This window comes from Paenibacillus flagellatus (assembly GCF_003217775.1).
GTDB lineage: Bacteria > Bacillota > Bacilli > Paenibacillales > NBRC-103111 > Paenibacillus_AB > Paenibacillus_AB flagellatus.
Window position 1 is genome coordinate 267,729 of sequence record NZ_QJVJ01000004.1, and the last position, 14,139, is coordinate 281,867.

Annotated in this window: 10 protein-coding genes and 1 pseudogene; 1 reads left to right on the forward strand and 10 read right to left on the reverse strand. The window is 55.3% G+C overall.

Translation table 11 applies throughout. The features are described 5' to 3' along the window. The first annotated feature begins 191 nt into the window (after positions 1–191). Positions 192–1,088, forward strand: coding sequence for a foldase protein PrsA (locus DLM86_RS10890; RefSeq protein ID WP_110840034.1), 897 nt, complete (start codon positions 192–194; stop codon positions 1,086–1,088). Positions 1,089–1,142: 54 nt separating this feature from the next. On the opposite strand, the gene DLM86_RS32980 is transcribed toward DLM86_RS10890, so the two are convergent. The 10 genes and pseudogenes from DLM86_RS32980 to DLM86_RS10935 all read right to left on the reverse strand — a co-directional run bounded on the left by DLM86_RS32980 (position 1,143) and on the right by DLM86_RS10935 (position 13,844). Next, on the reverse strand, positions 1,143–1,832 hold the full coding sequence (locus tag DLM86_RS32980; protein ID WP_342773078.1) for an ATP-binding protein: 690 nt from the start codon (positions 1,830–1,832) through the stop codon (positions 1,143–1,145). Next, a pseudogene (locus DLM86_RS10895) lies at positions 1,806–4,673 on the reverse strand (CheR family methyltransferase); the annotation flags it as partial. The pseudogene DLM86_RS10895 and the gene DLM86_RS32980, both read right to left, overlap by 27 nt. Positions 4,674–4,810: 137 nt before the next feature. After that, positions 4,811–5,605: a sporulation transcription factor Spo0A gene (spo0A, locus tag DLM86_RS10900; RefSeq protein WP_110840249.1), complete on the reverse strand. Its 795-nt coding sequence runs from the start codon at positions 5,603–5,605 to the stop codon at positions 4,811–4,813. A gap of 193 nt (positions 5,606–5,798) precedes the next feature. After that, on the reverse strand, positions 5,799–7,127 hold the full coding sequence (gene spoIVB, locus DLM86_RS10905) for a SpoIVB peptidase (RefSeq protein WP_425453956.1): 1,329 nt from the start codon (positions 7,125–7,127) through the stop codon (positions 5,799–5,801). A gap of 123 nt (positions 7,128–7,250) precedes the next feature. Next, on the reverse strand, positions 7,251–8,969 hold the full coding sequence (gene recN, locus DLM86_RS10910; RefSeq protein WP_110840035.1) for a DNA repair protein RecN: 1,719 nt from the start codon (positions 8,967–8,969) through the stop codon (positions 7,251–7,253). Positions 8,970–9,050: 81 nt separating this feature from the next. Then, entirely contained in the window at positions 9,051–9,500 is a 450-nt protein-coding gene (gene ahrC, locus DLM86_RS10915; protein WP_110840036.1) for a transcriptional regulator AhrC/ArgR, read from the reverse strand. A 17-nt stretch (positions 9,501–9,517) separates the two neighbouring features. Further along, the gene (locus DLM86_RS10920; RefSeq protein WP_110840037.1) at positions 9,518–9,979 is read right to left on the reverse strand and encodes a hypothetical protein; all 462 of its coding nucleotides are present in this window, start codon (positions 9,977–9,979) and stop codon (positions 9,518–9,520) included. 491 nt (positions 9,980–10,470) lie between these two features. Continuing rightward, complete coding sequence (locus DLM86_RS10925) at positions 10,471–11,298, reverse strand: TlyA family RNA methyltransferase (RefSeq protein WP_110840038.1); 828 nt, start codon at positions 11,296–11,298, stop codon at positions 10,471–10,473. 52 nt (positions 11,299–11,350) lie between these two features. After that, the gene (gene dxs, locus DLM86_RS10930) at positions 11,351–13,240 is read right to left on the reverse strand and encodes a 1-deoxy-D-xylulose-5-phosphate synthase (protein ID WP_110840039.1); all 1,890 of its coding nucleotides are present in this window, start codon (positions 13,238–13,240) and stop codon (positions 11,351–11,353) included. Further along, entirely contained in the window at positions 13,221–13,844 is a 624-nt protein-coding gene (locus DLM86_RS10935; protein WP_110840040.1) for a hypothetical protein, read from the reverse strand. Before DLM86_RS10935 ends, dxs begins: the two co-directional genes overlap by 20 nt. Positions 13,845–14,139: the final 295 nt, after the last annotated feature.

Here is a 14,139-nt window from a genome sequence, read left to right on the forward strand (position 1 = left end):
ATTCCACGCAAACCGATTAATACTCGCAGTAAACTTCGGGCCATCCTTGGATAAACCGACATCATTTTCCAGATCCCGCCGTCCCTGTCCGTTTTTTATCTGAAATTAAGGTTTCGGACCGGCATATCTGCTATAGTTTGAAAATCGGCACGAATTCAATCACCTAACCATAGCAGAGAGGGGTTATAGGAATGAAACAGAGCAAAGCGTGGATGGGGGTTTCCCTCGTTCTATTCGTCCTGCTGGCCGGCGTTTCCGTCTACGCCTTCACGAAAGGCGGCGGAGAAGGAAAGGACGTCGTCGTGGCGACGGTGAACGGCACCGATATCGGCAAAAACAAGCTGTACGACGAAATGATTTTGAACGGCGGCTCCCGCGTGCTGGACAACCTGATCAATGAGGAGCTCGTCAAGCAGGAGGCCGACAAAGCCGGCATCACGGTGACCGACGCCGATCTCGACGCCGAAATCGCATCGTTCAAGAAGCAGTTTTCGTCCGATGAAGAATTCCAGATGATGCTGATGCAGTACGGCATGACCCAAGACGATTTGAAAAAGCAAATGCCGATGCAGGTACGGCTGAAAAAGCTGCTGGAATCGAAAACCGACGTGACCGATGAGGAGATCCAGAAGTATTACGACGAAAACAAGGAAGCGATGTCGACACCCGAGCAAGTGAAGGCGTCCCACATCCTGGTCGCGACCAAGGAAGAGTCGGAAGCGATTTTGACCCAGCTGAAAGCCGGAGCCGACTTCGCCCAGCTCGCGAAAGAGAAATCGACCGATACCGGTTCGAAGGACAAGGGCGGGGATCTCGATTACTTCCCGCGCGGCGCGATGGTGAAAGAATTCGAGGACGCGGCATTCGCGCTGAACGTAGGCGAAATGAGCGGTGTCGTTCAATCGGAGCACGGCTTCCACATCATCAAAGTGACCGACAAGAAGGCGGCCGCTACCCCGACGTTGGACGAGAAAAAAGCGGACATCAAGGAAACGCTGGTATCGCAAGAAATCCAGGAGCTTGCCGGGCCTTGGATGGAAGAAATCAAAGGCAAGTCGAAGATCAACAATACGCTGCAGACGAGCTGATGCGGGTCCGACCGACGAAAAAAGCCGATTCCTTCGCGGAATCGGCTTTTGGATTTACAATCGTATTTTCACGACAGTTCCTTCGTTCATTTTGCTGCGGATCGTCATGTTACCGTCGTGATTTTGAATGATCTTTTGGCTGACCATCAGTCCGAGCCCGGTTCCTTTTTCTTTCGTGGTGAAGAACGGCTGACCGATTTTGGCTTGGATTTTGTCCGGAATGCCGTGGCCTTCGTCCCGGATGCCGATGAGGATCGAGGAATCGATCAATTCGGCGCTGATCGTTATTTTCCCGCCGTTCGGCATCGCTTCGATCGCATTTTTGACCAGATTGATGAACACCTGCTTCAACTGGTGCTCGACGCATCGAACCGTATACTTTTCCACTTCCAGCTGCTTCACGATTTCCACATTGTTGATGATCGCTTGGGTTTCGAGCAGGCTGCAAACGTCGCGGATGATCGAAATAATATTTTTATCCTCGAACTCGACCGACCGCGGTTTCGACAAAAACAGTAGCTCGCTGACGATCGTATTGATCCGGTCGAGCTCCGAGTCCATAATATCGAGGTAGGCCGAATTTGGCGCGCCCGCCTGCATCAGCTTATTGAACCCCTTCAACGCCGTCAGCGGATTGCGAATTTCATGGGCGATACCGGCCGCCAGCTGCCCGACCGCGGACAGCATCTCGGACTCCATCAGCAAGCTCTCGGTTTTTTTCCGATCCGTAATATCTTCGGACATGCGGAGGTAGTGAATGACGTCTCCATGCCGATCGGTAATAGGCAAAATCGTCACCCGTTCCCAGTACGGATCCCCGTTCTTTCTCGTGTTCTCGAGCTCCTCGATCCATCGTTCTCCCGACTTGACCTTCGCCCAAATGTTCGCATGAAGCTCGTTGAACGAATCGGGGTACAAATTTTCTAGCCGGATTCCGTACAGCTCGTCCTGCGTACGACCCGTTTGCTCGACCATTTTCGGGTTCACGTATTCCGCTTCGCCCTTGACGTTGAAGATGGCGATGCCGATCGGGCTTTGCTCGATCGCGTAGGAAAGCAGCTGAAGGTGCTGGTTCAAATGCTTCAGGTCGGTAATGTCGTTAAACGTAATGACGACGCCGTCCAAATGTTTCGACTTCGACAAATAAGGCAGCACTCTCATGGAATACCAGTGTCCGTCCAAGCTCTCGATTTCTTTCTCGATCGCGATACAATGGGTAAGGACTTACTGCGCATCGGTCATGAGCGAGCCGTATTTGAAATTGTGCGTAATATGGCCGATCGGGCGCCCGATGTCCACCTCGATCAAATTGATTTCCCGGGTGATCGTAGGCGTGAACCGGCGAATGCAGAGCTGCTTGTCCAGAAACACGGTCCCGATTTTCGTGCTGATCAGCAAATTGTCCATATCGTCCGTCAGCTCGGTCAATTGCTCGATTTTTTCTTGATATTCGTTGTTGACGGTCATCAATTCTTCATTCAACGACTGCAGCTCTTCGTTGGAGCTTTGCAGCTCTTCATTAGCGGCGATGAGCTCCTCGTTCGTCGATTGCAATTCCTCGTTGGACGTCTCCAGCTCTTCCCGCGTAATTTGCAAATATTCCTTCGTATGCTGCAGCTCCAGCTCCAGCTCGTCGATTCGCTTCATCAGGTCGCTGTTGGAATCGGAATGCTCCCGGATTTGATAATGGGCCGACTTCTGCCCGATTTCTTCGAAAAACAGAAGGATAAGATCGTGATGCCCGTTATAGCTGAACGGCTTCGCCCGAAGATTGATATATTTGACGCCGTTCGCGGAGTCGAACAGCTTGATATCGTGATAAAACACTTCGATTTTCTCGCGACGCACTTTATGAATGGCCGCGCGTACGGCTACCCCCAAATCTTCCGGCAGCAGCTTGAGGATATGATTGGTCGGCTCTCCTTGGGGCAGCCTTACAATATTGTTGATCGGGCCGCTGGAATAAATCATTTGATACTGTTCGTCGATTACGACGAGCGGAGAAATATATTCCCTCAAAATGGCCATGCCTATGTTATCGTACGTATGGTTCGGCATCCCGATTTCGGGAATGCTGCTTTTTTTCCGGATGACGTGAAGCCTATTGTTGATCGGGCCTTCAAAGTGGAGCATTTTCGACATGCTTTTGCTTTGCCGGTACCGGTATATGCTCCATCTTCGGTTGACCGAATGAAAGAGCTGCGACTTTCCGATCGTTTCGCTGGAGCCGAGAAACAAAAAGCCTTTTTGATTCAAGGCGAAATGAAACAGCGACATTAATTTTTGCTGGGATTCGGTTTGCAGGTAAATCAGCATATTTCGGCACGTGATCAAATCCAGGTTGATGAAGGGCGGGTCTTTCAAAATATTGTGCTGTGCGAAAACGATCATTTTTCGGATCGATTCTTTGACCTGATACCCGTTTTGCGTCTTCACGAAATAGTCGTGGCGAACGTCTTCGGGAACGGATTGAATCTCGTTTTCCGAGTACACCCCTTGGCTCGCTTGCTCAATGGACTGTTCGTCCAGATCGGTCGCGAAAATTTTGATATTGAACGTTTTTTTCGTTTTGTCCATGTAGCGCCTGAACAAAATCGCGAGCGAGTACGCCTCCTCGCCGGTCGAGCAGGCGGCCGTCCAAATGCGAATCTCCCGTTCTTCTTTTTTGTTTTCGGCTATGAGCGGAATGACTTCGGTCGCCAAATCTTCGAACGCCTCCGGATCGCGAAAAAACGAGGTGACGCCGATCAACAAATCCTTTTTCAGCTTCTGCGCTTCGTCCGGGCTTTCTTGAAGATAGCGGACATAGTCCTTCGTCGTATATATCCGGTTGACCGCCATCCGCTTCTCGATCCGCCGAACGATGCTGCTCCGCTTGTAAAACGTGAAATCGATATGGACGGACTCTTTCAGCTTCGATAAGATTGCCGCCAAATCTTCCTCGAATGGCTCGAACGGGTCGGCAAGCGATAAAAACTCGTGCCGATCCGCCCGGGCGATGCTTTGGATTTCTCGACCGATTCGGTCCGCCGATATGACGTAATCGACATGCCCGGTCGAAATGGCGTTTTTCGGCATCCCGTCGAATTTGGCCGACGACTCGTGCTGGACGATGACCGTCCCGTCCTTTTCCTTGATTCGTTCAATTCCTTTCGATCCGTCGCTGCCTGTCCCGGACAGGATGACGCCGATCGCTTTCGAGCCTTGGTCTTCGGCCAATGCGTAAAAAAAACGGTCGATCGGCATATTTTTCTTGGTGTCCTCTTGCTCCGACAAGATCAGCTTGCCGTTGCGAATGTCCAACGATTTTTTCGGAGGCATGACATACACTTTGTTCGGCTCGACCACGACGTCTTCCCGGATTTCGATAACTTCCATCGACGTATGCCGAGAAAGCAATTCGGCCATAAAGCTTTTGTGGTTCGGCGACAAATGCAAAATGACGACAAAGCCGATTCCGGTATTCGACGGGGTATGGTCCAACAAGGTGCCCAACGCCTCCAGCCCGCCTGCGGAGGCACCGATTCCCGCGATATATAAAGGTTGATCGGTTCCTTCTTTTACGATTTGACCCAAAACCCCCATGCTCCTCTCCGATGTCTTTTACGCCGCCAGTCTCGATAAGCGGACGCCGAATCGACCACAAAAATACCGCTCTTAATGGGTTAAGGAATCCCCACTAAGAAGCGGTATTGGTCGGTTCATCCATCCGTTCCCGGGCTTCAGCTCACCTTATGCTCGATACGCAGCTTGTCGGCCACCATGGCGATAAATTCGCTGTTCGTCGGCTTCGACTTCGAAATGTTGATCGTGTAGCCGAACAAGTGGCTGATGCTGTCGATGTTCCCGCGCGTCCAAGCGACTTCGATCGCGTGGCGGATCGCTCGTTCTACGCGGCTCGGGGTCGTTTTATATTTTTCGGCGATAGCGGGATAAAGCGTTTTCGTGATGGCTCCCAAAATTTCGATATTGTTGTACACCATCGTAATCGCTTCCCGCAAATATTGGTAGCCTTTAATATGGGCGGGCACGCCGATTTCGTGAATGATGCTCGTAATGTTGGCGTCCAAATTTTTGCCCTTCGTGATCGGCACGACGTTCGGCTTCGAAGCGATCGACGACGTCATCGGACTGGAATTCGAGACGAGCTGACGGATGCGGTTCGTCAAAATTTCCATATCGAACGGCTTCAAAATATAGTACGATGCGCCGAGCTGCACCGCTTTTTGCGTAATATTTTCTTGACCGAACGCCGTCAGCATGATGATTTTCGGCTGAGGGTTCAGGTTCATTTCGCGAAGCTTTTCCAAAACGCCCAATCCGTCGAGATGGGGCATAATAATGTCGAGGATGAGTACGTCCGGTACTTTTTTGTTTTGCTCGATGTACGACAACACTTCGTTGCCGTTATAGGCGACGCCTGCCACCACCATGTCGTCTTGCTCGGAAATGAATTCGGAGAGCAGGTTCGTAAATTCCCGGTTGTCATCGGCGAGTAGAACTTCAATCTTTTGCAACATCATATCCTCCTTCATTGTCGTACAGAAAGTGTTGGTAGATTACTCCACTCCTTAATGTTTTCGACACGACTTCTAATTTTCCTTCTGTCGAAAAATTTTTTTGTATCTTTTTTTGGATAAATCATCTATAATAAAAAATTTCTCCATAAAACCCAAACGTTCGACAAAAAACGAAAAACCTTAAGGCACCTTAACCGGCCTTAAGATTTTGTTTTTCGTTCGGATTCAGGACGACGCCCGCGTCTTGCAGCATCCACTCGATGAAGCAGCCGTACCCGGAGGTCGGGTCGTTGACGAAGACGTGCGTTACGGCGCCGATCATTTTGCCGTTTTGGATAATCGGGCTCCCGCTCATCCCTTGAACGATGCCCCCCGTTTTTTCGAGCAGACGGGGATCGGTAATTTTGATGACCATCCCTTTGGTCGCGGGGAAGTCCTGCTTCGAGACGTGGACGACCTCGATATCGAACTTTTCGACCTTCTGGCCCGAAACGACGGTATAAATTTGCGCCGGCCCTTCCTTCACCTCTTCGGCGAACGCGACCGGAATCGCCTCCTTCGCCAAGCCGTGATCCGGAGCGTCGTACATCTTGCCGAATATGCCGAACGACGTATTTTTCTCGATATTGCCCAGCACCTTGCTCTCGTTGAAGAAATGGGCGCGCTTCTCCCCCGGTTCGCCGTTCTGGCTTTTGGCGATCGACGTGACGTTCGAATGCACGATTTGACCGTCGCCCACCGAGATCGGCGTCTGCGTATCCATATCGGTAATGACGTGTCCGAGCGCGCCGTATACGCCTTGATCGGGCGCGTAAAACGTCAGCGTGCCGACGCCGGCGGCCGAGTCGCGAATATACAGCCCGAGCCGGTACGCTTTGTCGAACGTATCGAAAGCCGGCCGTATTTCCGCATCGATTTGTTGATTGTTGCGGCGAATTTTCAGCGCAAGCGGCTTGTTTTGCTCCCCCGCCTTTTTGACGATGTCCGCCACCTTCGTGACGTCGTTAATATAAGCTCCGTCGATGGAAGTAATCAGATCGCCGATTTGGATTTTCGCCTCTTCGCCGGGCGACACTTTTTTGTCCGGTGCGACCGTGACGAGGTGGTGGCCGACGACCATGATGCCGTCCGACTTGATTTTGACGCCGATCGTCTGTCCGCCCGGAATGACCTTCAAATCGGGCATGACGTTAACCCGAACCGTCTTCAGCGGAATTTTGCCGAACAGCCGAAGCTGCAGCTTCGTTTCGCCGCTATGGTTCGATTCGAGCGAAATCGGCCGGTTCAAATCGACCTGAAACGAATGGCGGGCGACTCCGTTCACCTTGACGATGTCCGGATCGACGGTTACCTGGGCGTGCACCGGCATGGACAGCCGAAGCTCGCGCCCTTGTCCGGTAAACAATCGTAATTCGTCGGGGAACGATGCGAAGCATTGAAAAGGAGTGGAAATGCAACCCAAACAAACGAAGAAGACGAGAATAAGACCCATCAATCTTTTTCTTTTGTCGGAACCCAATTTCGATCACGCTCCTTTACGCATAGCTGCCTGACTAGGCGGGTTCGCCGATTGCGTACCTATAAGGTAACCGTGCCCCATTCGTTTTATAACTGAAAATGATGCCACCGTAAGCCGGATCGTTCACGAATTGGCGTTCATTTTCTTTTCATCGGCCATTTCGATCATTTCCTTGGCATGGCTCAACGTCGTCTCCGTCACCTCGACGCCTCCGAGCATCCGAGCCAGCTCCCGCACGCGCTCGTCGCCTCGGACGTCCTCGACCGACGTGAACGTCCGCTTGCCCTGCACCTGCTTGCGGATCGCGTAATGCGAATCGGCCATGCAGGCCACCTGCGGCAAATGCGTAATGGAGAATACTTGGCAAAGCCGCGACAGCTCGGACATTTTCTCCGCGATCGCCTGCGCCGCCCGCCCGCTGACGCCCGTATCGACTTCGTCGAAGACGAGCACCGGAATCCGGTCGACGCGGGCGAAAATGGCCTTCATCGCCAGCATGATCCGGGACATTTCGCCTCCGGAGGCGATTTTGGCCAGAGGGCGCAGAGGCTCCCCCGGGTTCGCCGAGATGAGAAACTCGACGTCGTCGAGGCCCGATCGGGAAACCGCCGCTTCTCCCGGCTCTCCCCCGAGTCCGAGCTGGCGAAACTGCACCTCGAACCGGGTCCGTTCCATATGGAGCGCCTTCAGTTCGGCCTCGATTCCTTTCGCCAACCGCTTCGCGGCCTCCTGCCGCAGCTTGGACAGCTTGGCGCCGAGCGTAAGCAGACGCTCCTTCTCCTTGTCGGCCTCCGCTTCGATCCGGCGGATCGACTCGTCCTTGTTCTCGATCGATTGCAGCTCCTGCCGGATTCGCTCCCCGTACGCGATAATCTCGGCAACGTTGTCCCCGTACTTGCGGCGCAGCGTCGAGATCAGGTCGAGCCGGTCCTCGATGTGGGCGAGCCGCTCCGGATTGAACTCGACGCCGTCCCGGTAATCGCGAAGCTGGAACGCCGCATCCTCCAGCTGGTAATAAGCCGACTGCATCTGCTCGAGCAGCGGGTTCAACCGGGCCGGATCGACGCCCGCCACGTCGGTTAGCCGTTGAATCGCTTTCGATATCGCCGTCAGTCCTTTGGAACCGTATAAAGCGTCGTAAGAGTCCGCCACGTTCTGAAACAGCTTCTCAGCATTTGCTAGCTTGCGCTTTTCTTCCAATAACGATTCATCTTCGCCGATTTTTAGCTTGGACGAGCCGATTTCCTCGATTTGAAATCGATACAGGTCGGCCATTTGCAGCGCTTGCTTCGTCGATTCCTCGAGATGGCGAAGCTCCTTGCGCAGCTGCGCGTACCGGTCGTACGCCTGCTCGTACGCCGTCCGCACCGGCTCGATCCGCTCGGCGTCGAACAAGTCGAGCCAATGCAGATGCGCCTCCGTCTTCATGAGCGATTGATGCTCGTGCTGGCCGTGAATGTTGACGAGCCATTCGCCCGCCTCGCGCAGCATCGTCAAGTTGACGAGCTGGCCGTTGATCCGGCTCGAGCTTTTCCCCTGCGAAGACACCTCGCGGCGAATGATGAGCCGCTCGTCCTCGGACGACTCGATGCCGAGCCTCGCCAGCACGTCCCGTACCGGATGTCCGGCCGGCAGCTCGAACGCCGCTTCGATCTCCGCCTTCTCGCAGCCGTACCGGACGAGCTCGGCCGAGCCTCTCCCGCCCGCGATCAGCCCGAGCGCGTCGATAATAATCGATTTCCCCGCGCCGGTTTCCCCCGTCAATACCGAAAAACCGTTTCGGAACGAAACGGTTACGTGTTCGATGACGGCTAAATTACGAATGGTCAATTCCGTCAGCATGCCTTATCCCCTCCCGCCGATCGTCGGCAAAATGAGACTGCCGATCCGCTCCCGCTTGAATCGACAGCCGCTGTTCCCCCGTTAGCCGAGCATATCCCGAAATTGCTGGACGACGTCCGCGCTTTGCTTCTTCGTCCGGCATATGATCAAAATCGTATCGTCGCCGCAAATCGTTCCCATGATGGACGTCCATTCCAAGCTGTCGATGAGCGAGCCGAGCGTGTTGGCCGTTCCCGGCATACATTTCATGACGACCAGATTGTCCGTATGGTCGATGTGGACGAAATGGTCGGCCAGCGCCCGCTTCAGCCGGGGCAGCGGATTGACGCGCTGCTCGGCCGGCATCGAATATTTGTACCGTCCGTCCTCCAGCGGCACTTTGATGAGCTGCAATTCCTTGATATCGCGCGATATGGTCGCTTGCGTCACCGGATAGCCGGCTTTGCGCATTTCTTCGACCAGATCGTCCTGGGTTTCGATTTCCTGTCCGGTAATGATTTCCCTTATTTTGAAATGCCGTTGGGCTTTCATGAGGTTCCTCCCGTTTTTTATCCCGTTTCCCTTTCGATATCGAATGTAATCGTCCGGATGGAGCGCGTCTCCGGGTCGACGTACAGGACGCCGGCCGCTTCCGGGTAGAGCAGGCTGTAGACGAGCAGCCGGTCGCGGATCGCGCTCGCCGTCATTTCGAGCGGCTGCCGTTCCCGGGCGAGCTTGACGATGTATAGCTCGTCCCCCTTCATGACGTAGGCGTCGACGAACAAGCGGCTTTCGGTTTCCTCCCCGTCCAGCGTCACGTATACGGGCAGTCTCGTCTTGCCGGCCACGATTTCGTACCCTCTTTCGTTCAGCAGACGAACCGCATCCTCCGACGGCACGTAGATGTCGTCCTGCTGCGGAATCGCGAGCGACGGTCTCGGTTTATGATACCAATGCCGGCCGCGTATGTAAAACCACCAGATCGCGACACCGATCAGCAGCAGCACGACGAACGTATCTCCGGGTCTCATGCGTCATCCCTCCACGGGAACAATTCGAGTCGCGGGCGGAAAATCCTGTCGGACGGAGAGAAAAAGTAAGCAACAAAGTTGACGAAGATAAGCCGATCAAACGGCTTATCCAGTCCCCCGCCCCGCTCGAAGGAAAGTTCATGACGAAGTCATGAGCCGATTCCCTACTCGCGTGGAAGGAAACGCTCGCCCCTCCGCGCAGCCGGCGGGCCGTTCCATGGAACCTGCAACCGAAAGCGGGTATTCGAATGGGCTCGCGAAACGAGCCTATTCGAATACGGCAAGCGATCCACGGCTAAACGTGCCGCAATCCCGCCGATCCCACCAAATATGCCGGGGTCTTGGGGCGGCAGCGCCCAAGTCCTCCCCCTTGGCGAAGGGGGAAAGAGGGGGATCGATAATTCCTTTGATCAGGAATTAGGTTAGAAGCGCAAATAAACTCATCCCGTCCGATGAGTTCATGGCGTGCTTCGCCAGAAGCGGTAACCGATTTAAGCAAACGTCTCGCCGGCGGCCGCGACCGTCTCTTCGATCAGACGGATCCGATCCGTCGACGGTACGATCGCCGGGTCGGCCGGATCGACCGCAAACCAAGCCAAAAATTCGATGTTCCCTTCCCCGCCGGTAATCGGCGAGAAGGTAAGTCCCTTCAAGCCGAAGCCGGCCTCGGCGGCGAAGTCGAGGACGGTGCGCAGCACGTCCCGGTGGATGGCCGGATCGCGGACGACGCCGGTTTTGCCGACGTTTTCCCGCCCCGCCTCGAACTGCGGCTTGATCAACGCGACCGTCTCACCGTTCGCCGCAAGCAGAGCCCGCAGCGGCGGCAAAATAAGCTTGAGCGAGATAAACGACACGTCGATGGAAGCGAATGTCGGCACCGGTCCCTGCAAATCGGACGGCTGCGTATACCGGAAGTTTGTCCGCTCCATGACGATGACGCGCGGATCGTTGCGCAGCTTCCAGTCGAGCTGGTTGTAGCCGACGTCGACCGCGTACACGCACGAGGCGCCGTTTTGGAGCGCGCAGTCGGTGAAGCCGCCGGTGGAAGCGCCGATGTCGATCATGACCGCTCCGTTCAAGTCGATGCCGAACGTCCGGATCGCTTTCTCCAGCTTCAATCCGCCGCGGCTGACGTAAGGGTGGACGGCCCCTTTGACGACGATTTTCGCTTCCCGGGAAATTTTCGTCCCGGCTTTATCGATCCGTTCCCCGTCGGCCAGCACGAGACCGGCCATGACGGCGGCCTTCGCCTTTTCCCGGCTGTCGTAAAATCCTTGCTCGACGAGCAGCACGTCGAGTCGTTCCTTCGTGGAAGACATGAATTCGCTCCTACTGCGGCGGTTCGGGACCGCCGTCTTCATTCGTGCGGCATCAAGCCCGCTGCCGTTTGCGGGGAAGCATCGCCTTCAGCTCGGCGACGACCCGCTCGGCCGTAAGTCCGACCTCCTGCCGCTGCTCCTTCGGACTGCCGTGCTCGACGAAATAGTCCGGGATGCCGATCGGCTTCACCTTCACGCCGTAAAGGTCGCGCTCCGCGAAAAATTCCAGCACCGCGCTGCCGAAGCCGCCGCGGACGGCGCCCTCCTCCAGCGTGAGCAAGCTGTATCCGCCTTCGTAAAGCTCCATGAGCATGTTCTCGTCCAACGGCTTCAAAAATCTCGCATTGACGATGCGCGGCTGAATTCCTTCGGTTTTGAGCAGCTCGGCGGCGCCCGCCGCCAGCTCCAGCATCGGAGCGCCGGCCGCCAAAATGGCGAACCCTTCGCCGTCGCGAACCGTTTCCCACGTGCCGATCGGAATCGGCTTCATCGGTTCGTCCATCTTGACGCCCGTACCGTTCAGGCGCGGATAGCGAACCGCGATCGGTCCTTCGTCGTAGTCGATGGCCGTCTTCATCATATGCCGCAGCTCGTTCTCGTCCTTCGGCATCATCATGACCATATTCGGGATGCTGCGCATAAAGGCGATGTCGTACACGCCCTGGTGCGTCTCCCCGTCCGCGCCGACGAAGCCGGCCCGGTCGATGGCGAAGACGACGTTCGTATTTTGCCGGCATATATCGTGCACGATCTGATCGTACGCGCGCTGCATGAAGGTGGAATAAACCGCGAATACGGGCTTCATCCCATCCAGAGCGAGCGCCGCGCACAGCGTCGCGGCATGCTGCTCGGCGATGCCGACGTCGATCATCCGCTCCGGAAATTTGGCGGCGAACGGCAGCAAGCCGGAGCCTCCCGGCATCGCCGGAGTAACGGCGACGATCCGGTCGTCCTTCTCCGCAAGCTCGATCAGCGTTTTGCCGAACACTTCCGTGTACATCGGAGGGCCGACGACTTTCACGAATTGGCCGGATTCAATCTTGTAAGGACCTCCGCCGTGCCACGTATGCGAGTCGGCTTCCGCCGGCTGGTACCCTTTTCCTTTGACCGTAATGATGTGAATCAGGACGGGACCGCTTACTTTCTCGGCCTGCTTGAGCGTTTCGAACAGCTGCGTCAAGTTGTGCCCGTCGACCGGACCGAAATATTTGAACCCGAGCTCCTCGAACCAGACGCCCGAGACGAGCAAATATTTCAGGCTGTCCTTTACCCGCTCCGCGGTTTTCGCGAGCGTGCCGCCGATGGCCGGAATTTTTTTGAGCAGATGCTCGACTTCTTCCTTCGCCTTGGCGTAATGCTTGTCGGTACGGATTTTCGTCAAATAATTATGAAGCGCCCCGACGTTCGGCGCAATCGACATTTCGTTGTCGTTCAGGATGACCGTCATGTTTTTGCGCTCGTGTCCGATATGGTTCATCGCTTCGAGCGCCATCCCTCCGGTCAAGGCGCCGTCGCCGATAATCGCGACGATTTTATTGTTCTCGCCTTTGAGATCGCGGGCGACGGCCATGCCCATCGCGGCGGACAGCGACGTGCTGCTGTGGCCCGCCTCCCAGACGTCGTGCTCGCTTTCCGACATTTTCACGAACCCGCACAAGCCTTTGTACTTGCGAAGCGTGTCGAATCGGTTTTTGCGCCCTGTCAATATTTTATGAACGTAGGATTGATGACCGACATCGAATATAAACTTGTCCCTCGGGCTGTCGAAAAAAGCGTGAAGCGCAAGCGTCAGCTCGACGACGCCGAGATTGGGGGCGAGATGGCCGCCCGTCTTGGACAGCGTTTCGATGAGAAAGCCGCGAATTTCCTTCGCCAACGTTTCGAGCTGGGGAATGGTCAGCTTTTTCAGGTCGGCCGGGCTGTCAATTTGATTTAGGAGCACGTTTATGTCCTCGCTTTCCGTTCGACTTTTTCCTGCGTCCGTTGAATAGTCGGATGCCGAACCGACGCTCCAGGAAATGGAACACTTTGCCGACGGCAAGCACGATGTCGGTCGCGTAATGAATCGCGAACGATTTGCCCATCGCCTTGCCGCCTACGGTCGTCGCCGACACGAGCCCGGTGAACAGGACGCTCGTCACGGTTTTCCATATAGTATGGCCCGCTTCCATCGAATCCACCAATTTCAGGACGACGAGCGCGCTGGCTGCGCCGCTGATCACTCCTGCGATGTCTCCGATGACGTCGTTGCAAAAGTTGGAAAATTTATCGGCGTTGCGTACGATATAGATCGCCTGCTTCGAGCCCGGTACCCGCTCGGACGCCATCGCGTGGAACGGCGTTTCGTTCGCCGAAGCGGCCGCGAGCCCCAACATGTCGAACACGATGCCGACGAGCACGAGCGCAAGCACGATGAGCATGCCGACTCCCCAGGCGACGCCCTCCAGCATCGCCGTCGAAGCGACGGTGAACATGCTCGACAATATGTACGTCACGCAAAATATTAAAATACTCCATTTGACGGAGCTTTTCAACGAAAATTTCATATTTCGCGGCTCGGTTCCCTTCGTTACCGCTCGGATCCGCACTGCGACTCGGAACGAGTGGCGGCTTCTTGAGTAAACGCTGTGGCTTAGGTCCAGTAGGTTTTCCCAGGCGGAGCTCCTTCTCGTCGCCGAAAAGGCGGTTTCCCTTTACCCCCGCCTTGCTGCCGTCGCCGGTCATCAGACTGGATTACCACTTAGTCCACACTATAATCCCCAAGAAGCCTCGCTTGTCGGACGGGCGAACAGTCTAGGAGTTTTCCCCGGCAGTCCTGAAACCATTTCCTAGCCTCTTTTG